Source organism: Arthrobacter sp. PAMC25284 (genome assembly GCF_019443425.1).
In the GTDB taxonomy this organism is placed as follows: domain Bacteria; phylum Actinomycetota; class Actinomycetes; order Actinomycetales; family Micrococcaceae; genus Arthrobacter; species Arthrobacter oryzae_A.
The window spans coordinates 1,007,629-1,027,325 of the sequence record NZ_CP080382.1 but is presented as its reverse complement, the minus strand read 5'-3'; the positions used below and the strand labels follow the sequence as shown (position 1 = coordinate 1,027,325).

Sequence of the window (19,697 nt, the reverse complement as noted above, 5' to 3'; positions counted from 1 at the left end):
CGCTTAACTGACCTGTCTGGGCAGTACAGCTAGAACGAGTGTTCGGGGCCGGGGAACTGGCCCGAGCGCACGTCGTCACCGTAGGCTTTCGCCGCGTCGCTGAGCGTGGTCCGCAGGTCGGCATACTGCTTGACGAACTTCGCCATCCGGCCGCCGCGCAGTCCGGCCATGTCCTGCCACACCAGCACCTGACCCGTGGTGACGTTTCCGGCCCCGATCCCAATGGTGGGGACGTCGACGGCGGCGTCCACCGCGGCGGCCGTGGCCGCCGGGACCATTTCCATCAGGACACAGAACGCGCCGGCCTCGGCCAGTGCCACGGCGTCCTCGATCAGCCTCCCGGCGTCATCGCCGCGGCCCTGGACCCGGTAGCCCCCGAGGGCGTGTTCGCTCTGCGGGGTGAAACCGATGTGGGCCATGACAGGGATTCCGGCCTGGACCATGGCCCGGACCGTCTCGGCGTAGAACTTCCCGCCCTCGATCTTGACGGCGTGAGCGAGGCCCTCCTTGAGGAAACGGACGCCTGTCGCCACCGCCTGCTGGGCAGAGACCTCATAGCTGCCGAACGGCAGGTCCGCGACGACGAGGGAGCGTTTGGCAGAGCGGGCGACGGCGCGGCACAGGGGAATCAGTTCATCGACCGTCACCGGGATGCTGGTTTCATTGCCGAAGACGTTATTGGAGGCGGAGTCTCCGACCAGCAGCACCTCGATGCCCGCCTGATCGAAAATTTCAGCGGTGTACTGGTCATAGGCGGTCAGCATGGCGAACCGTTCGCCGTTGACTTTGGCCTGGTGAAGGTGGTGCGTGCGGATCCTGGCCGCAGGCTTCCGGGGAACCTCAACCGCCGGGGCGGAGGATTCTGAAGGCGTGCTGGAATCGGAGCTGGTGCTAGTGGCCATGGCACCACCGTAGTGTGAGACCTCGCGTGCAAGCTACCGGGGTCCCGGCGCCGGCCGGTGAATCGTGTCACACAGGCAAGGTGGTCCTTTCCGTGCGGGCAACCATAGGCCCGGGGAGGGTGCCTTCGTGTTAACGCTGTGTTACGGGCGCGGACGGCTCCAGCAATTGAAGCGAATGCTTAGTACAGTGAATCGTGAGCAGCCGCGGGCGCCACGTTGGACGGGCCTGGGTACGGATTGAAGAACCGGAAAGAGGCCAAAATGGACCGCCAGCAAGAGTTTGTCCTGCGGACGATCGAAGAACGCGACGTGCGTTTTGTGCGTTTGTGGTTCACCGACGTCGTGGGATCACTCAAGTCCGTGGCGCTGGCCCCGGCCGAGGTCGAGGGTGCCTTTGAAGAAGGATTGGGCTTCGACGGCTCCTCCATCGAGGGGCTCGCCCGTGTCTTCGAATCCGACATGCTGGCGCAGCCGGACCCCTCGACCTTCCAGATCCTGCCGTGGCGGGGCGAGACGGAGGCGACGTCGCGGATGTTCTGCGACATCCTGACACCCGACGGGGAGCCCTCAGCCGCCGATCCCCGCAACGTCCTCAAACGGACCCTGGCTAAGGCCGCCGATATGGGCTTCACCTGCTACACCCACCCGGAAATCGAGTTCTACCTGCTCAAGTCCCAAACTCCCGGACCGGACGGTTCCCCCGTACCCGTGGACGAGGGGGGATACTTTGACCACGTCCCCGGCGGCGTCGCCCAGGACTTCCGGCGCACCGCCGTGACCATGCTGGAATCCGTGGGTATTTCGGTGGAGTTCAGCCACCACGAGGCCGGCCCGGGCCAAAACGAGATCGACCTGCGCTACGCGGATGCGCTGCAGACGGCGGACAACATCATGACGTTCCGCACCGTGATCAAGGAAGTCGCGCTGCAGCAGGGCACCTATGCGACATTTATGCCCAAGCCGTTCACCGCCCACCCCGGTTCCGGGATGCACACCCACTTCTCGCTCTTTGAGGGGGACACCAACGCCTTTTACGAAGCCGGGGCCGAGTTCCAGCTCTCCGCGACTGCACGGCATTTCATTGCGGGCATCCTCAAGCACGCGCCCGAATTCACTGCGGTCACCAACCAGTTCGTGAACTCCTACAAGCGGCTGTGGGGCGGGGGAGAAGCGCCGAGCTACCTCAGCTGGGGACACAACAACCGTTCCGCCCTGGTCCGGGTCCCGCTCTACAAGCCGGGCAAGGGCCAGTCGGCGCGGATCGAATACCGCGGCATCGATTCGGCGGCGAACCCGTACCTGGCCTATGCCGTGCTGCTGGGCGCCGGCCTCAAGGGGATCGAGGAGGGCTACCAGCTGCCGGCCGCGGCGGAGGACGACATCTGGTCGCTCAGCACGGCCGAACGGCGCGCCATGGGCCACGACCCGCTGCCCGCCAGCCTGCACGACGCCATCAGGACCATGGAGGATTCAGAACTGATGCCGCAGATCCTCGGCGAGCAGGTCTACGAGCACTTCCTGCGCAACAAGCGCGCCGAATGGCAGGATTACCGGCTCCAGGTGACGCCCTACGAGCTGCAGCGCAACCTCGGCATCCTTTAGGTCCGTGCCGGTGACGAGGAGGCCAAAGTGAGTCTGGCGCGGCGGATGATCGCGGCGGGCTTCAGCGATCTGGACAAGGGCGAACGCTTCCTCGCTGCCCGGGAGCTGGACGGCCTGGACCAGGACGCCCTCTTTGCCGGCCTGCAACTGGCGGCCAGCCCGGACACGGCCCTCCAGTCCCTCGTAAGGCTGATCGAGAAACTCCCGAAACTGCGCCAACTCGCGGTCGCGGAGCTTGAAACCAGCGAACCCCTTTACCGGGTGCTGGGCGCCTCAGAGGCCCTCGGCGAGTTCCTCATCCGGCACCCCGAACATGTGGACGTCTTTGATGTCACCACCAGCCCGGAGCCGCAGGCCGCCGACGCCGGGGAACTGCGCTCCCGGCTGCTGAAATCGGTGCGGGCGGATCCCAGGTCTGCCCGGCCGGTTGCGGCCCTTACCGGGCAGGAAGCTTACGCGGCACTGCGTGCGGCCTACCGGCGCGGGGTCGTCGAGCTCGCCATAAAGGATCTCTGCGCGGCTGACCCGCTGGATTTTATGCCCGCCGCGGGCGCCGAACTGGCCGATCTGGCCGGCGCCGCCGTTGAGGCTGCCCTGGCTGTCTCCCGGGCCGAGGCTGCGGAGCACTTCAACCCAGTCGAGGTCGCCGACGTGGGACTGGCCGTCATCGGAATGGGCAAGTGCGGGGCCCGCGAACTCAACTACATTTCCGACGTCGACGTCATCTACGTGATTGAATCCGGCACCCTGGAGGACTCGCACGCCAACACGATTGGGACCGCCCTGGCGTCGGGCATATCCCGGGCAATTATGTCCGCCGGCCGGGAGCCTGGGCTGTGGGAAGTCGACGCGAACCTGCGGCCTGAGGGCAAATCCGGTCCGCTCGTCCGGACGCTGGCTTCACACGAAAGCTACTACGCCCGCTGGGCCGAGAGCTGGGAATTCCAGGCGCTGCTGAAAGCGCGGACGATAGCCGGTGACACCGAACTGGGCACCCGTTACGAGGCCGCCGTGGCGCCGCTGATCTGGTCATCCGCCGGCCGGGAAGGATTCGTCGAGTCCGTCCGGGCCATGCGCCGCAGGGTCACCGAGCACATCCCCGCCGACGAAGAGCAACGCCAGATCAAGCTGGGCCGCGGCGGACTGCGCGACATCGAATTCACCGTCCAGTTGTTGCAACTGGTGCACGGGAAAACGGATGAGACGCTGCGCTGCCGGGACACGACGTCGGCCATTGCCGCGCTGTCCGCCGGCGGGTACATTGGCCGCGCCGATGCGGCGGAGTTCGACCGCAACTACCGCTACCTGCGGCTCCTGGAACACCGGATCCAGCTCTTCCAGCTGCGCCGGACGCACCTGATGCCGGTCAAGGATGCCGCCCTCCGGGCACTGGCGAAAGCCGCGCTGGGGCCCTTCTCGGACGAACGGCCCCAGCCCGATGCCCTGGCCGCGGCCTGGCGGACCACCAAACGTTCCGTGCGCGAGCTGCACGAACGCATCTTTTACCGTCCTCTGCTCAATACCGTGGCCAGCCTCAGCAGCGAAGAGGCGCGCTTGACGCCGGAAGCTGCCCAGGGGCGCCTGGCTGCCCTGGGCTACCTCGATCCGCCGGGCGCCATGCGGCACATCGAGGCACTCACCGCCGGCGTCAGCCGGCGCGCCCAGCTCCAGCGCCAGCTGCTGCCCATCCTGCTGGGCTGGCTCGCGGACGGTGTGGATCCGGACGGCGGGCTGCTCGCCTTCCGCCGGGTCAGCGAGGCGCTGGGCACTACGCACTGGTACTTGGGGTTGCTCCGGGATTCAACGGCGGCGGCGGAACGCTTGTGCCATGTGCTCTCCAACTCCCGGCTCATCGCGGACCTGCTCGAGGTCTCGGCCGAATCCGTGGCCTGGCTCGGCACGGACAAAGAGCTGGCGCCGCTCAGCTTCGAGTCACAGTGGCTGGAAATCAGCTCGAAAATGTCCCGGCACGCCGATCCGGAAAGCGCCATGCGACTGATCCGGCTCATCCGACGCCGGGAGATTCTCCGGATTGCCATTGCTGACAGCGCCGGGCTGCTGGACCAGGACCAGGTAGGGGCCGCGCTGGCCGACGCGGACCGTGCCGCTGTGCTCGGGGCGCTTCGCGTCGCGGAAACCGTGGTCACTGCCGAGGAGCCCCTGAAGGTGAACGTGCTGGTGGTGGCCATGGGACGGCAAGGTGGTCGCGAGATCGGCTACGGCTCGGACGCGGATGTGATGTATGTCCACCGCGGCCTGCCCGGCGTTCCCGAGGACGAGGCCCAAAAGCAAGCGCTCCAGATCGTGGGCCGGCTCTCCAGCCTGCTGACCCAGCCGCTGAAACCGGCCATCCTGGCCGAGCGCGTACTGATGGTCGATGCCGATCTGCGACCCGAGGGCAAGAACGGACCGATGGTGCGTTCTCTGGACTCCTTTGCCGAGTACTACCGGCGATGGTCGCTCGTGTGGGAGGCCCAGGCCCTCCTGCGCGCCCGGCCGATGGCCGGCGACGATGCCCTGGCCGCCGATTTTATGGCGCTCATTGACCCCATCCGCTATCCGGAAGAACTGTCGGAGCAGGACGTCCGGGAAGTCCGCCGGGTCAAGGCACGCGTCGAGGCCGAACGGCTGCCGCGCGGCGCCGATCCCGCCCGGCACCTGAAGCTGGGCCGGGGCGGCTTGAGCGACGTCGAATGGCTGACCCAGCTGATCCAGCTGCAGCATGCCGGACGGCACCCGGAGCTGAGGACCACCTCCACCGTTGATGCGCTGGAGGCCGCAGCGGTCCTCGGCATCCTCGAGGCAGGGGACGCGGTGATCCTGCTGCGGGCCTGGCGGCTGGCGAGCCGGATCCGGTCGGCCAACGTCATCTGGACAGGCCGGGCCTCGGACGTGCTGCCGTCCTCGCGCCGGGACCTTGAAGCCGTGGCGCGCTGGTGCGGCTACGGCCAGGGCAACGCCGCGGCGCTGGAAGAGGATTACCTCCGGCTCAGCCGCCGCGCCCGAAACGTGTTTGAGCGGGTTTTCTACGGCCAGTAGGTTGGTGCTGCCGGGGCGGGGCTGAATTGCGGGTACCCTCTATACGGTGCCGGGCCGCGTCTGCCCGGCCGTAGAACCGTAGTGAAGGGTTGTTTAGTTGTGACCAGACTCCATCCGGCCGGGCCTCTCAGACGACGGGCCGCCATGGTGCTCGGAGCGTTACTGGCTGTTGCCGCCATATTCTTCGGTGCCGCGGGCGCCGCCGCCGCACCGGCCGCCGCCGCACCGGCCGCTGCCGGAGCCGCGGCGTCGAGCGTATCCGGAAAGACCTATGTCATTGGCACCGACACAACGTTTGCGCCGTTCGAGTTCCGGGACGCCGGCGGTGAGCTGACCGGTATCGACATGGACATCATCCGTGGCATTGCCGCGAGCCAGGGGTTCGCCGTCGAAATTAAGTCGCTCGGCTTCAACGCAGCCCTGCAGGCGCTTTCGTCCAATCAGGTTGACGGTGTCATCGCCGGGATGTCGATCACCGATGCCCGCAAGGAGATCTACGACTTCTCCGCACCGTACTTCGAGTCGGGCGTGCAGATGGCCGTCGCCAAGGCCACCACCGACATCACGGGCTACGCCGACCTCAAAGGCCAGACCGTTACTGCCAAGACCGGCAGCGAAGGCGAAACCTTCGCCAAGTCCATCGCCGATCAGTACGGTTTCACGGTCAAGTCCCTGGACCAGTCCGCCACAATGTACGAATTTGTGAAGTCCGGCAACGCCGTCGCTGTTTTCGATGACTACCCCGTCCTGGCCTATGGCATCAGCCAGAACAATGGGCTGAAGACCGTCACGGACAAAGAACCGGGCGGCTCCTACGGCTTCGCCGTCAACAAGGGCCAGAACCCCGAACTGCTCGCCGCCTTCAATGCCGGACTCGCGGACATGAAGTCCAGCGGCGAGTACCAGGCCATCCTGGACAAGTACCTTAAGGATCCGACGGCGGCCGCACAGACCAGTTTCTGGGACCTGCTTGCCGTCAGCTTCCCCGCCTTGATGAAGGGTCTGGGCAACACTGTTCTGGTGACGGCGATTTCCTTTGCCGTCGCCATGCTGATCGGTCTGTTTATGGGCTTCCTGAAGATCTCCACCAGCGTATGGTTGCGCGGCATCGCGACGACGTTCGTGAGCATCTTCCGTGGCACCCCGCTGCTCGTTTGGGCGTTCTTCTTCTACTTCGGAATCCCGCAGCTGACCGGACAGCCGATCAATATCTGGGTGGCTGGTGTGCTGACGCTGAGTCTTAACTCGGCCGCGTACATCACCGAAATTGTTCGCGGATCCATCCAGTCCGTGGACCCGGGCCAGCTTGAGGCCAGCCGGAGCCTGGGTCTGGGCTACGCCAAGTCCATGCAAAAGGTCGTTGTGCCGCAGGCGTTCAAGATCATGACGCCGTCCCTGATCAACCAGCTGATCATCATGCTCAAGGACAGCTCCCTGCTGCTCGCCATTGGCTTCGCTGAGCTCCTGTACCAGGGCCAGCAGATCTACGCCGGAAACTTCCGGATTACCGAGACGCTGTTCATCGTGGCGGTCATTTACTTCGTGGTCATCATGCTGCTGACCAAGCTGGCCAACGTCGCAGATAAGAGGTTCAACAAATGAGTACCGCAACGGCCGCACCGGCCAAGATTGAAGTCCGGGACCTCAAGAAGTCCTTCGGCCACAATGAAGTCCTGAAAGGCATCACTGCCAGTGTCGCCGAGGGCGAGGTGGTTTGCGTGATCGGGCCGTCGGGCTCCGGCAAGTCGACGTTTCTGCGCTGCCTGAACAAGCTGGAGGACATCACGGCCGGCCATGTCACGGTGGACGGCTTTGATGTCACGGACCCGAAGGTCAATATCAACGAGGTCCGCCGGCACATCGGCATGGTGTTCCAGCACTTCAATCTTTTCCCGCACATGAGCGTGATCGAGAACATCATGCTCGCACCGGTCGAGTCGAAGAAGGCCAGTCAAACCGAGGCCCGGGCCACCGCGTACAGGCTTCTCGAGCGCGTCGGACTCGCCGAGAAAGCCGACGCCCGACCGGCGTCGCTGTCCGGCGGCCAAAAGCAGCGGGTCGCCATCGCGCGGGCGCTGGCCATGAGCCCTGACATTATGCTCTTCGACGAGGCGACCTCCGCCCTCGACCCGGAAATGGTGGGCGAAGTACTGCAGGTCATCAAGGATCTCGCTGCCGAAGGCATGACGATGGTGCTGGTCACGCATGAGATGGGCTTTGCCCGCGAAGTCGCGGACCGCGTGCTCTTTATGGCCGACGGCGTCATCTGTGAGGAAGGCAAGCCGGAGGACCTGTTCGGCAACCCCCAGCAGCAGCGAACCCAGGAGTTCCTCTCCAAGGTTCTCTAGCGGGGGAGAGGGGCGCCCTCACAGGGAGCGTTCACGTGCTGACAGGACACACCGGCAGTGCTATCTTGGGTCGCATGGCCCGGCACCTGTTTGTAAACCTCCCTGTGAAGGACCTCTCCAGGACGGTGGAATTTTTCACCGCGCTGGGGTTCACCTTCAACCCCGACTTCACAGACGAGAATGCCACGTGCATGATCGTCAACGACAATGCCTACGTCATGCTCCTCGTCGAGTCCTACTTCAAGACGTTCACATCCAAATCGGTTGCCGCCACAGCGGGTGCCGCGGAAGTTATTATGTCGTTCTCGCTGGACAGCCGCGAGGCCGTCGACGAAACCGTCCGGACTGCGATGACCTCGGGCGGCGTGCCGTCGGAGGAAGCCCAGGATTACGGTTTTATGTATACGCACAGCTTCCAGGATCCGGACGGGCACCTCTGGGAGGTCTTCTGGATGGATCCCGCCGGACCACCGAAGGACGCCGCGCTGTAGCCTGTCCAACCGGGCGGTCGCGCCTGCCGTGTGGGTAGGCTTCTGTCATGCGTGAAAGTGTGTGGCTGCTGCCGCTGGGGAAGCTCGACGGCGACGCCCGGGCCATCAAACTGGGGGAGGTCGCGCTGCTTGGAGTGGCAGACGGGCAGCAGGAATTCGTCGGAGATCCGCTCCGGATGGTCCTGGTAGGGCTGGAGGAAGAGTCTCGGCACCCGTTTGTGATCGACACGAATGGCCTGGCCGTCGGTGTTTTCACCCTGCAGAGCGGCGCTGCCCGCTTGGCCGGCTGGCCCGACGATGACTCCGCCTGGCTCCTGCGCGGTTTCCTGATCGACAGGCACCGGCAGGGCCTGGGCTTCGGGACCCTTGCCGCCGTTGCGGCCGTCCGGGAAGCCGCGAAGCTCACTGCGGATCTTGGGACCGGCCAGACCGGGGTTGTCCTCTCCGTTAACGAACGCAACCCGGCAGGGCAAGCCGCGTACCGCAAGGCCGGGTTTGAGGATCGGGGCCGCTATGACGGCGGCGACGCCGGCCCCGCAACGGACGATGTACCACGGGTTCCAGCCCGGTCACCGGTTGTAGCTCCGGCCGGCTTCCGGTCCGGCGTGCTTCCCGGCCGGAAGCGCGCCGGACGCGGTGGGCTCAGAACGGTACGCCGCAGACCAGGGCGGCGTTGGCGTAGGGGGTCGCCTCGCCCGTCCGGATGAAGAGCTTCGCGGAGCCCGACAGCACCTTGAGTTCCGCGTGGCTGATGTACTTCACTCCGGTGAACCGCCCCGTCAGCCAGGCTTCGGCTGGTGTGTTTCGGACCTCGGCGGCGGCAGTGCAGCTTTCCACAACGAGTTCGTCGAGCAACGCGTCCAGGACCTGCTCGAAGCGGGGGATCCCCAGAACGACGGCGAGGTCGATCACCGGGACCCCGGCCGGGGCCGGCATGCCGCAGTCGGCCACGAGGACGACGTCGGAGTGCCCCAGCCGGCTGAGGGCGGCGTTAAGTTCTGCGTTCAGAATGCCGCGTTTCCTCATGCTTCCACGTCCGGAAGGACATCGGCTGCGGTTGGATAGGAGGGCTGGGTTCCGTGCCCCTGGACCGCGAACGCGCCGACCCTGCAGGCGAAGCGGGCGGCCTCGTGCAGCGGCTGGCCCGTGGCGAGCCGGGTGCTGAGGGCGCCCACAAAGGCGTCTCCCGCCCCCGAGGTGTCGACGGCCTGCATCCTGGGCGCCGGGATAACGAACGTCCCGTCAGCATCGGAACAGATGGCGCCCTGTGCCCCGCGGGTGAGGACCACTGAGCGTATGCCGCTGGCCCGCAATCGGGCAACCAGTGCCTCGTCCCCTGCAGGTGCTTCCCGTTCCGGTTCCAGCAGTTCCAGGACCAGGGCGGCCTCGTGCTCGTTGACGACGAGTGGATCGGCCTGGAGGATGACGGCCGGGTCCACATTGATGACGGGAGCGAGGTTGAGCAGGATGCGCCCGGCAGCGAGACGGGCGGCGGCCGCGATTCCTGTCGCCGGGATTTCGCCCTGCAGCACCACCACGCTTGCGTTGCGGATCAGCTCCGCCGCGCCCTGCACCGCCACTTCTCCCATGGCCGCGTTGGCCCCAGGGACCACCACGATTGAGTTTTCTCCGTCGCCGGAAACGTTGATCAGGGCGAGACCGGTGGATCCTTCGACCGTGGTCACCGCGGAAAGGTCCACGCCGGCCCGGACCAGGAGCTTCATGGCCGCCCCGGACTGACCATCGTTTCCGACGGCTCCGACGAGGGATACCGCCGCCCCGAGCTGCGCGGCGGCGACCGCCTGGTTGGCGCCTTTTCCGCCGGGAAGAATGGTGATCGAATGCCCCACCACGGTTTCGCCTGGCATAGGGTGGCGGTCAACCCGGATGACCTGGTCAACGTTGATCGAGCCAACGACGACGATCGGGCCGGCGTTTGCGGGGGCGGCGGCAGTCATCACTTGGTGTATTCGCCCAGGTTCGAGGTGGTCACGGAGACGACCTCGACCGGAACGGTTGATTCAACCTTTTCGCCCTTGACGAGCTTCGCGGCGAGCTCCACGGCGAGCTGGCCCAGCTTGGCCGGCTGCTGCGCGATGGTGGCGACGAGTGTTCCGTTACCAATGGCGGCCAGACCGTCAGCGGTGCCGTCGAAGCCGACGACCTTCACTTCGGCGCCGGCCTTGGCGCCGAGGGCCTGGATGGCGCCGAGGGCCATTTCATCGTTTTCGGCGAAGATGCCGGTCACTCCGGGGTTGGACTGCAGCAGGTTCGACGCCACGTCCAGGGCCGCGGGCCCGGTCGAAGTTGGCCGTCTGCTGGGCAACGACCTTGATCTTGGGGAAGTCCTTGATGCCTTCGGCGAAGCCGGCACCGCGGTCGCGGCTGGCGGACGTTCCCGAGACACCCTGGAGGACGATCACGCTGCCCTCTTCCCCCATGGCCTTGGCCAGCTCTACCGCTGCCTGCTTGCCGCCGGCGACGTTGTCGCTGGCGACATAGGAGGCCAGGTCCGCGCCGTTGACGGTTCGGTCCACGGCGATGACCGGGATGCCGGCTTTGGTCAGGGTCGCCACGGCGGAACCGGCCGCGTCCGAATCGACAGGGTTGATGATAACTGCCTTTGTGCTGCCGGTTGCCGCTGTCGCCAACTGGTTGGCCTGGGTCGCCGAGTCGTTCTGCGCGTCAACGACATCCAGCTGGATGCCGGCGGTCTTGGCTGCGGCTTCGGCACCGTCGCGGAGTTCGACGAAGAAAGGATTGTTGAGCGTGGACAGGGCCAGCGTCACTTTCGGGGTCCCGGCGGTGGCGTCGGTGCCGCGGTTGCAGGCGGTGGTTCCTGCGAGGACGAGTGTGGCTGTCGCTGCGACGGCCGCCATTTGGCGGAGGGAGATCTTCATTGTTCTTTCCTTAGGGTTGAATCGGGGAGGGGGGAAAACGTGTGCGGTCCCTAGCTGGACCGGGTTTTTCTGCGCAGCACGTCCATGCCTACCGCGAGGGCAATGACGACACCGATGACGACCTGCTGCCAGAAGGATGTGACGTTAAGAAGGTTCAGTCCGTTGCGGATCACTACCAGGACCAGAGCACCGACGAACGTGCCGGAGATTCTGCCCAGCCCGCCTGCCAGGGATGCCCCGCCGATCACGACGGCGGCGATCGCGTCGAGTTCGTAGCCGGCAGCCGCTTGCGGCTGGGCGGAATCCAGCCGGCCGGCCAGCAGCAGGCCAGCCAGAGCGGCGAAGAGCCCGGCCAGGCCGAACACGACCACGATGATGCGCTGCACGGGCAGCCCGGACAGCCGGGCTGCCTCTTTGTTGCCGCCAACGGCGTACATGGACCGGCCCAGGACCGTCCGGTTGAGGATGAACGCGGCAACGAGTGCTGCCACGACCAGGACGATGATCGGCATTGGAATCGGGCCGAGGTTGCCGCCAAGAAAGGATACTTCCGGGGCCGTCTTGATCGGCCGGCCGTCGGAGATCACGAGGGTCAGTCCACGGGCGATGCTGAGCATCGCGAGGGTGGCAATGAACGAGGGCAGCTTGCCGTAGGCGCTGGCAAGACCGTTCACAACGCCGACAAGCAGGCCGGTCACGAGCCCGGCCAGCAAGGCAACGCCGCCCGGCAGGTTGGCGCTGGCGAAGAACCAGCCGGACACCATGGCCGACAGCGCTGCGACGGAGCCGACGGACAAGTCGATGCCGCCCGCGACGATCACAAAGGTCATGCCGAAAGCCAGGACAGCGACCGTGGAGACCTGGATGCCGATGTTGAGCAGGTTGGGCCCGGTGAGGAAGTCGGGGGTGGCGATGAAGAGCGCCAGGCAGAGTACCAGGAGCCCCACGAGGGCGCCGTTGTTGGCGAGGAATCGGCGCAGGTCGACGCGGCGCAGTGGCGCGTCCAAAGTAGCGGTGGACATAAAAGTTGTTCCTTGCCTCTCTCAGTTCACTTCGTCGGTGTCGCGGGCTGCCAGCGTCATCACGGCATCCTGGGTGGCTTCCGCCGCGTTCAGTTCGCCGGCGAGGGCTCCGTCACGCATGACCAGGATGCGGTCGCTCATGCCCAGGACCTCGGGCAGTTCGCTGGAGACCATAACGATCGCTCCGCCGGCGGCGGTGATTTGGTTCATCAGTTCATAGATTTCGACCTTGGCGCCTACATCGACACCCCGGGTCGGTTCGTCGAGCAGCAGCACTGTCGACCCGGCCAGGATCCAGCGGCCGAAGACGGCTTTCTGCTGGTTGCCTCCCGACAAGGAGCGGATAGGCTGCTCGATGTCGTGCATCCGGATCCGCAACGTCCGGGCTACGGATTCGGCCCGGCTGCGCTGACCGGAAAAGTCCGCCAGTCCCAGACGCGCGGTGGATTTGAGGGTGGCGTAGCCCAGGTTTTCATTGACGGAGGCATCCAGAACGAGTCCCTGGACTTTCCGGTCCTCGGGCACATGGCCGATCCCTGCGGCAACTGCCGCACCGACGTTGCCTGCGGGAAGTGTGCGGCCCCGGACAGTCACGGAGCCCGAGTCGTATTTGTCCGCGCCCGCGATGGCACGGATCAGTTCCGTCCGCCCGGCTCCCACCAGCCCGGCGATGCCGAGGATTTCCCCGGGCCGGACAGTGAAACTGATGTCCTGAAACTTGCCCTTGGAGCTGAGGCTGGTGACCTGCAGGACGCCTGCGTCGCCGTTCGAGTTAGCGCCGGGCAGTGGCAAACTGTTCGGAAGATCGGCGTCGGAGCCAGCCCGCCGGGGGAATTGTTCGTCGATGCTGCGCCCCACCATAAGCCGGACCAGTTCATCCTCGGGGGTGGACGCGGGAACTTCCGCCACGAATTCGCCGTCGCGCAGCACTGTCACGGAATCCCCGATTTCGGCGATCTCATCGAGGTGATGGCTGATGAAGAGCATCCCGACGCCGTGGCTGCGGAGATCCTCGATCACCCGGAAAAGGCTTTCCGTCTCGTGCCGGGTGAGCGCTGCCGTGGGTTCGTCCAGGATCAGGATCCTGGCGTTGATGCTGAGTGCCTTCGCGATTTCAACCAGCTGCTGCCGGGCGATGCCGAGTTCGCCGACCGGAGTGTCAACGTCAACGTCGAGCCCGATCAGCGCCAGCGCCGCACGGGCCTGCCGCCGGAGTTCCTTGCGGTCTACCAGGCCGTATTTCTTGGGCATCCGGCCCAGCATGACGTTTTCGGCGACGCTCATCGTCCCGACGAGGTTCAGTTCCTGGTGGATCGTGGCAATGCCAAGGGCCTCGGCGGCCCGGGTGCCCGGCAGCGTCACGGCGCGGCCATCGACGAGGATACTGCCGCCATCGGGCTGGTGCACCCCGGCCATCATCTTGATGAGAGTGGACTTGCCGGCGCCGTTCTCCCCGAGCAGGACCTGGACTTTGCCGGCATAGACGTTCACTGTCACATCGGAGATAACCGTGACGGGACCGAAAGTCTTACTGACCCGGTCGAGCGTGATGAGGGGCTGCTGGCTCATATCAGTTGTTCCTTCGCTGGGGCAGGTTGGCGTGGCCGGTGACTGGCCCGGACGAGGCCCTGACGACGAGTTCGCTGGGCAGCAGGACCGAGAACGGGGTACCGCCGTCGATAACCTGGCGCAGGAGTTCCACAGCGATCCGGCCCATGTCCTCGACGCTGTGCGAAATCACCGTGAGGGCGGGGTCGAGCATGGCGAACCACTCAATGTCGTCGAATGCGACGAGGGCGATGTCGCGGCCGATCTGCAGGCCAAGGCGGTGCAGCAGGGCGACGGCGCCAACCGCCATGGGACTGTCCGCGGCCAGAATCGCCGTGGGGGGCCGGTCCAGAGTCATCAGGGCGTGTGTCCCGGCAGAGCCGCTGGCGGCCTGGAAGTCGCCGAAGTAAATCAATTCCCGGGAGTCGTCGAGGCCAAATTCCCGGATGGCATTGGTGAAGGCCGTGTACCGGTCCCGGCCCGTGGAGATGGAGCGTGGCCCGGCAATGTAGCCAATGCGGCGGTGACCGTTGGCGGCGAGATGCTCGACGGCCTGGCGGATGCCGGGGGTGCTGTCTGTAGTGACGCTGGGCACGGCAATGTTGTCGACTGTGCGGTCCACAAAAACGGTGGGGATACGTCGCTTGATCAGTGAAGCGATGGCGCCGCTGCCGTCTCCCTGTGGAGCCACGATGATGCCGTCCACCCTGCGGGTGATGAGCGTATCGAGGTAGCGGTCCTGCTGGTCCTGGCGTTCGTTGGCGTTGCCGAGCATCGTGACATAGCCGGCCGCCAGCGCGGCCTGCTCGACGGCGTGGGCGAGGTCGGCGAAAAACGGGTTGCGGACATCGGAGACGAGGAGGCCGATCGTGTTGGTTCGCGTGGACCGCAGCGACTGGGCCTGGGCGTTGGGCCGAAAGTCGAGTTGCTCGACGGCTGCGCGGACTTTTTCACGGGCCTCCGGAGAGGTGGCGGGGTTGCCGGAGAGCACCCGGGAGGCCGTGGCAGCGGAGACGCCGGCCAAGGCGGCCACATCCTTGATGGTTGCACCGGTCACTTTAGTTCACCTCTTTGTGATTGACTGTCGCAGTCATGGAATCGATTCCATGTAATCGATTCCACGACTATAGGAGGGTCCGCACCGGACTGTCAATATGCCATCTGGGCCTTTTTGGTCTGAAGCGTAATCTCACGTCACGCAGCAGCCCGGAGGCCTGCTGTCGGCGGCGGCCGGGCTGCTAGGGTGCTGCACATGGAACTGCGTCTAGAGGTTGTCCAGGTTCCGGTCTCCGACGTGGACCGGGCCAAGAAGTTCTACACGGAGCTGCTGGGATTTGAGCTCGACCACGATGTCGAGCACATCCCAGGGATGCGGGTGGTCCAGCTCACCCCGCCCGGGTCAGCGGCATCGATTGTCATCGGCACGGGAATGCACAGCATGGCGCCCGGCAGCCTTGAGGGGCTGCAGCTCGTCGTGACCGACATGGCCGAGATTCGGGCCGCCCTGATCAGCCGCGGAGCCGAGATCAGCGAACCGCAGGACATGGGCGGGTTTTTATTCGCCACCTTCAAGGATCCGGACGGAAACCGCTGGGTTATCCAGGAAATCCGGAGAACGCCTCCGGCCACCACGTAGGGGGCAGGCAGCCATCACCCGTCCAGTCATCGGGCCAAAGCGCCAACCTGCACATACTCACTCGGGCGTAAAGGTGAAAATGGTCGCCAGGGCTGCTGCGCCACCCTGGGCGCGATAAAACTCGAGCGCATATGTGTCCTCCTGGTCCGCGGCGAGAACGACATCGCCCAGGTTGGCCGCACGGGCGGCGTCGCGCACATCCAGAATCAGCCTGCGGCCCACGCCCCGGCGACGATGGTCCTGATGGACGGCAAGGTCATAGATGAACAGTTCTGCGGACGGCGAGCGGGTCAGCGGCAGCGTGTGGGCTGTGAGGCCGCCAATGATGCTCTTATCGGCGAACGCCGCGAGGACCCAGAACGCATCGCTTTGCAGCAGCGCGTCAACATAGTCGTCAGGAAGGGGCCTGGCTTCTTCTGCAAACGCCTGCGCCATCACCGCGAACACGGCGCGAGCCGCCTCACGGTCGCCGGGACCCAGGCGCTTGGTGCGAAGGGCATCCATTGATGCATCGTGTCACTGCCGGGCGGTGTCTACAACACCGGAACGGCCGACAAAAAAGATCCGCCCGGCCTGCCTCCGGTATGGAGGCGGGCCGGGCGGATCTTGGGCGGACCAGTTGGTGCGCGGTCCGTACGGTGACTAGACGCCGTAGTACAGCTCGAACTCGTACGGGTTCGGGCGCAGCGAGAGCGGGCGGATTTCGTTCTCGTACTTGTATTCGATCCAGGTGTCGATCAGGTCCTGGGTGAAGACGCCGCCTGCCTGCAGGAACTCGTTGTCCTCGGCCAGTGCATCGAGGGCTTCTTCGAGCGTTCCGGGAGCCTTGGGGATGTCCTTGGCTTCCTCGGCGGGGAGCTCGTAGAGGTCCTTGTCGATCGGAGCCGGCGGTTCGATGCGGTTGCGGATGCCGTCGATGCCGGCCATCAGCTGGGCAGCGAACGCCAGGTACGGGTTGGAGGAGGGGTCCGGAGCGCGGAATTCGATGCGCTTGGCCTTCGGGTTGGAACCGGTGATCGGGATACGGATACCGGCGGAGCGGTTGCCCTGCGAGTAGACCATGTTGACCGGCGCTTCGAAGCCCTTGACCAGGCGGCGGTAGGAGTTGACCGTCGGGTTGGTGAACGCGAGAACAGCCGAGGAGTGCTTCAGCAGGCCACCGATGTACCAGCGGGCCATGTCGGAGAGCCCGGCGTAGCCCTTCTCGTCGTAGAACAGCGGCTCGCCGTTGGTCCACAAGGACTGGTGGCAGTGCATGCCGGAGCCGTTGTCGCCGAAGACCGGCTTCGGCATAAAGGTGACAGACTTGCCCCAGGCGTCCGCGGTGTTCTTGATGACGTACTTGAACTTCTGCAGATCATCAGCGGCGTGGGTCAGGGTGGTGAACTTGTAGTTGATCTCAGCCTGCCCGGCGGAACCGACTTCGTGGTGGCTGCGTTCGACCTCAAGGCCGGCCTCGTCCAGGGCGATGCACATTGCGTCGCGGAGGTCGGCCTGCTTGTCTGTGGGGGAGACCGGGAAGTAGCCGCCCTTGACGGGGGTCTTATAGCCGAGGTTTCCGCCCTCTTCTTCACGGCCGGTGTTCCAGTGTGCTTCTTCTGAGTCGATCTTGTAGAAGCTGCCCTGCGGTGAGGACTGGTACTGGACGTTGTCAAAGACGAAGAACTCGGCCTCAGGTGCGAAGAACGCAGTGTCGGCGATGCCGGTCGACGCCAGGTAGGCCTCGGCCTTCTCGGCCACGCCGCGGGGGTCGCGGTGGTAAGGGTCGCCGGTGCGCGGGTTGACGATGGAGAAGTTCAGCGCGAGGGTCTTTTCCATGCGGAAAGCGTCGACGAACGCGGTCGTTACGTCCGGGATGAGCTGCATGTCAGACTCGGCAATGCCCTGGAAGCCGCGGATCGATGATCCGTCAAAGAGTTGGCCGTTGACGAAGAAGTCCGCGTCCACGCTCTTGGCGGGCACGTTGAAGTGCTGCTGAACGCCAGGGAGGTCGGTGAAGCGGATATCGACGAATTTAATGTCTTCGTCTTTGATGAACTTGAGGACGTCGTCCGCAGTCTTGAACATCTATGCTCCTTACGCATATGAAATATGTGGCCGTCAGGCACTATGGTCCAGCGCAGTCCGACGGCGGGGAAGGCAGAAAAAATCCCCGCTCCTATAGCCGCTAGCAACTGTTACTACCTTAGGCAGACGGGATTTCCCGCTAGTGTCCGCATTGTTTCCGGCAGGTTACAGAATGAACTGTCCCCTAAACCGTACGCGGTGTCCGTAGATTGGCCTATCCGGTTCCAAAGTGTGGGCCAGGCGATGCGTCGTCGTCCGGCTCCCGAACCGATAGTCTGGACCGGTGGTTGATCGTAAAGATATAGGCTCATGGCTCAGCGGACCGGACACGTCCGGCCTCTCGAAGTATCCGGGGGAGCGGCTGGGACTGCCGGAATCGGGGCCGGGCTCGATGGCCCGTGCGGGGCGCAGGATTCTTGCGATCTGCATCGATTGGGGCTTTGCATTGCTCATCAGCAACTTCGCGTTCGGTGGAAATTCGTGGGCCACCCTTGGCGTGTTCGCCGTCGAACAGATCCTCTTGATCGGCACGCTGGGCTACAGTATCGGCCACCGGATCGCCGGGATCCATGTCGTGAGCCTGCGCGGCGGTTCCGCTGGTCCGCTGGCTGCCCTGGTACGGAGCCTGCTGCTGTGCCTTGTCATTCCGGCGGTCATTTTTGATCCTGACCAGCGTGGCCTCCACGACAAAGCGTTGAACACCATCCTCGTCCGAATGTAGTACTGGGCAGTCCGAATGCAGGACCTGGCCGCAGGTCCAGCCGTAAGAGGGCGGAACAGGCCCGGAGCAGGCCCGGCACGGCCCGGACTAAGGCCGGACCGTCGTCGACGGATCAGACCTGCGCCTCCACGCCCGCTGTCACCTGCTGCGTGCCCTCGTGGCGGTCCGCGGGATCAAGATAGCCGCGGCGGCCGGCCCAGCGTTCAAACCAGACTGTGGCGAAGGGAAGCACGGCGGAGAACCCGGCGGCAACAGCTACCCGGAACGGCCAACGGAGGGCACCCCAGAGAGCCAGTGCCGAGAGCCCGTAGCCGATGAACAACGCGCCGTGGATGGGGCCTGCGATCTGCACTCCCAGCTCAGTGGTCCCGGCCACCCATTTCAGGAACATCCCGACCAGCAATGCCGCCCAACTGAAGCCTTCGGCGATCGCCAGCACACGGAAAGTACGGATCAGTGCGGGCGTGGACGGGCGTTTCATGGGATGCTCCGGTTTCTGTCCCGGGGGACGTCGGTGAGAAATTGTTTGGTCAATGCTTTACGGAGAGCCGACTCGGCACAAGAAAACGCCCCGGCTGCCTCCCCACGTGCGGGTGGAAACCGGGGCGGTTCTCGAAGGCTGCCGTCGGGCTAACGTCCGCGGTTTGGACGGGCCTTGAAAGGATCAATGCCCTTGGGAATGGGCAAGCGGCTGCCCAAAGAGGAAATCCGCTTGGACACGGCGCCGACCTCGATCTTGGTCAGCTCATTCTTAAGCTTGTTCATCTTCTTTGCGATCTGGCTGATCGGCACCTGGCCGTCGCCGCGGCCGCTCTCGATAACGTGGATGGTGACGTTGGGCAGGATCCGGGCGAGCCGCTTGCGTTCAGCGTCAACGAGCGGTTTGACCCGGGCGCTGGGACCCTCGGTGACCAGTACGACGCCGGGACGGCCGATGGCGCGGAAAATCGCGTCCTGGGTCCGCGGGTTCACGGCCACGGGCTGGTCTTCTGTGATCCACCCGCGCTTGAGCGTTCCCAGTGCAGCACCGGACGCGCCGGGTTGGTTCTCGATCTGCGCGAAGGCGGCGCGTTCAGCGCGCCGGGACAGAATAAGGGTCGCGGCCAGGACACCGAGCGTGATGCCAATGATCAGGCCGGTGATCCAGTTGTCCAACAGGAAACCCACGAGGAGGCTGGCGGCGACAACGCCCAGGAAGGCCAGCAACATGACCCACTGGACCATGGGGTCATGCCGGCGGGTCATCTTGAAAACCTCGCCGATCTGCTTCAACCGGCTCGGCTTCTTGATCTTTGCTGCCTTGGGCTTGCGGGAGAAGAGGCCGCGCTTGGGAGCGTCGGAGTCCGGTGTGGAGATGCTGGAGTCAGAGGAGTTCGCCATAGTGCCTTTAATTCTACGTGATTTACGGTTGAGGGCCGGAC

General features: G+C 65.0%; 19 protein-coding genes and 1 pseudogene. 8 read left to right on the top strand and 12 right to left on the bottom strand.

Features of this window, described 5'->3' with window-relative positions; genetic code table 11:
- Positions 1–29 precede the first annotated feature (29 nt).
- Positions 30–902, bottom strand: coding sequence for a 3-methyl-2-oxobutanoate hydroxymethyltransferase (gene panB / locus KY499_RS04850; protein ID WP_123256347.1), 873 nt, complete (start codon positions 900–902; stop codon positions 30–32).
- 261 nt (positions 903–1,163) lie between these two features.
- Here panB and glnA (KY499_RS04845) point away from each other — a divergent pair, with 261 nt between their 5' ends.
- The 6 genes and pseudogenes from glnA (KY499_RS04845) (at position 1,164) to KY499_RS04820 (ending at position 8,964) form a co-directional block, all read left to right on the top strand.
- Positions 1,164–2,504, top strand: coding sequence for a type I glutamate--ammonia ligase (gene glnA, locus KY499_RS04845; RefSeq protein ID WP_123256348.1), 1,341 nt, complete (start codon positions 1,164–1,166; stop codon positions 2,502–2,504).
- Positions 2,505–2,531: 27 nt separating this feature from the next.
- A complete protein-coding gene (locus KY499_RS04840; RefSeq protein WP_123256349.1) occupies positions 2,532–5,543 on the top strand; it encodes a bifunctional [glutamine synthetase] adenylyltransferase/[glutamine synthetase]-adenylyl-L-tyrosine phosphorylase in 3,012 nt (1,003 codons plus the stop codon).
- Positions 5,544–5,687: 144 nt separating this feature from the next.
- Positions 5,688–7,145, top strand: coding sequence for an amino acid ABC transporter substrate-binding protein/permease (locus tag KY499_RS04835; protein WP_219886920.1), 1,458 nt, complete (start codon positions 5,688–5,690; stop codon positions 7,143–7,145).
- On the top strand, positions 7,142–7,891 hold the full coding sequence (locus KY499_RS04830) for an amino acid ABC transporter ATP-binding protein (RefSeq protein ID WP_219886351.1): 750 nt from the start codon (positions 7,142–7,144) through the stop codon (positions 7,889–7,891). Before KY499_RS04835 ends, KY499_RS04830 begins: the two co-directional genes overlap by 4 nt.
- 74 nt (positions 7,892–7,965) lie before the next feature.
- Positions 7,966–8,382: a VOC family protein gene (locus tag KY499_RS04825; RefSeq protein ID WP_219886349.1), complete on the top strand. Its 417-nt coding sequence runs from the start codon at positions 7,966–7,968 to the stop codon at positions 8,380–8,382.
- A 47-nt stretch (positions 8,383–8,429) separates the two neighbouring features.
- Positions 8,430–8,964: pseudogene (locus KY499_RS04820) on the top strand (GNAT family N-acetyltransferase).
- A gap of 60 nt (positions 8,965–9,024) precedes the next feature.
- Here the strand turns inward: KY499_RS04820 and rbsD are convergent.
- From rbsD to KY499_RS04790, 7 genes are read right to left on the bottom strand one after another with little or no spacing between them, the layout of a single operon-like run.
- Positions 9,025–9,408 (bottom strand): D-ribose pyranase, encoded by a 384-nt coding sequence (gene rbsD / locus KY499_RS04815; RefSeq protein WP_123256354.1) that lies wholly within the window; start codon positions 9,406–9,408, stop codon positions 9,025–9,027.
- Complete coding sequence (locus KY499_RS04810) at positions 9,405–10,340, bottom strand: ribokinase (RefSeq protein ID WP_219886345.1); 936 nt, start codon at positions 10,338–10,340, stop codon at positions 9,405–9,407. Before KY499_RS04810 ends, rbsD begins: the two co-directional genes overlap by 4 nt.
- A complete protein-coding gene (locus KY499_RS18045) occupies positions 10,340–10,630 on the bottom strand; it encodes a substrate-binding domain-containing protein (RefSeq protein ID WP_375141118.1) in 291 nt (96 codons plus the stop codon). The genes KY499_RS04810 and KY499_RS18045 overlap by 1 nt, the downstream gene beginning before the upstream one ends.
- The gene (locus KY499_RS04805; RefSeq protein ID WP_258190964.1) at positions 10,602–11,282 is read right to left on the bottom strand and encodes a substrate-binding domain-containing protein; all 681 of its coding nucleotides are present in this window, start codon (positions 11,280–11,282) and stop codon (positions 10,602–10,604) included. Before KY499_RS04805 ends, KY499_RS18045 begins: the two co-directional genes overlap by 29 nt.
- Positions 11,283–11,332: 50 nt before the next feature.
- Entirely contained in the window at positions 11,333–12,304 is a 972-nt protein-coding gene (locus KY499_RS04800) for an ABC transporter permease (RefSeq protein WP_123256357.1), read from the bottom strand.
- Positions 12,305–12,325: 21 nt separating this feature from the next.
- Positions 12,326–13,873, bottom strand: a complete 1,548-nt coding sequence (locus KY499_RS04795; RefSeq protein WP_219886344.1) for a sugar ABC transporter ATP-binding protein — start codon at positions 13,871–13,873, stop codon at positions 12,326–12,328.
- A gap of 1 nt (position 13,874) precedes the next feature.
- Positions 13,875–14,909, bottom strand: coding sequence for a LacI family DNA-binding transcriptional regulator (locus KY499_RS04790; protein WP_219886342.1), 1,035 nt, complete (start codon positions 14,907–14,909; stop codon positions 13,875–13,877).
- Positions 14,910–15,104: 195 nt separating this feature from the next.
- Here KY499_RS04790 and KY499_RS04785 point away from each other — a divergent pair, with 195 nt between their 5' ends.
- On the top strand, positions 15,105–15,488 hold the full coding sequence (locus KY499_RS04785; protein ID WP_123256439.1) for a VOC family protein: 384 nt from the start codon (positions 15,105–15,107) through the stop codon (positions 15,486–15,488).
- Positions 15,489–15,545: 57 nt separating this feature from the next.
- On the opposite strand, the gene KY499_RS04780 is transcribed toward KY499_RS04785, so the two are convergent.
- Positions 15,546–15,992: a GNAT family N-acetyltransferase gene (locus tag KY499_RS04780; protein WP_123256360.1), complete on the bottom strand. Its 447-nt coding sequence runs from the start codon at positions 15,990–15,992 to the stop codon at positions 15,546–15,548.
- 138 nt (positions 15,993–16,130) lie between these two features.
- Complete coding sequence (glnA, locus tag KY499_RS04775; protein WP_123256373.1) at positions 16,131–17,555, bottom strand: type I glutamate--ammonia ligase; 1,425 nt, start codon at positions 17,553–17,555, stop codon at positions 16,131–16,133.
- Positions 17,556–17,838: 283 nt separating this feature from the next.
- Here glnA (KY499_RS04775) and KY499_RS04770 point away from each other — a divergent pair, with 283 nt between their 5' ends.
- Entirely contained in the window at positions 17,839–18,276 is a 438-nt protein-coding gene (locus KY499_RS04770; protein ID WP_123256374.1) for an RDD family protein, read from the top strand.
- Positions 18,277–18,388: 112 nt separating this feature from the next.
- Here the strand turns inward: KY499_RS04770 and KY499_RS04765 are convergent, their stop codons facing one another.
- Entirely contained in the window at positions 18,389–18,757 is a 369-nt protein-coding gene (locus KY499_RS04765; RefSeq protein ID WP_219886341.1) for a DUF3817 domain-containing protein, read from the bottom strand.
- 149 nt (positions 18,758–18,906) lie between these two features.
- Positions 18,907–19,656 (bottom strand): DUF4191 domain-containing protein, encoded by a 750-nt coding sequence (locus KY499_RS04760; protein WP_123256376.1) that lies wholly within the window; start codon positions 19,654–19,656, stop codon positions 18,907–18,909.
- Positions 19,657–19,697 lie beyond the last annotated feature (41 nt).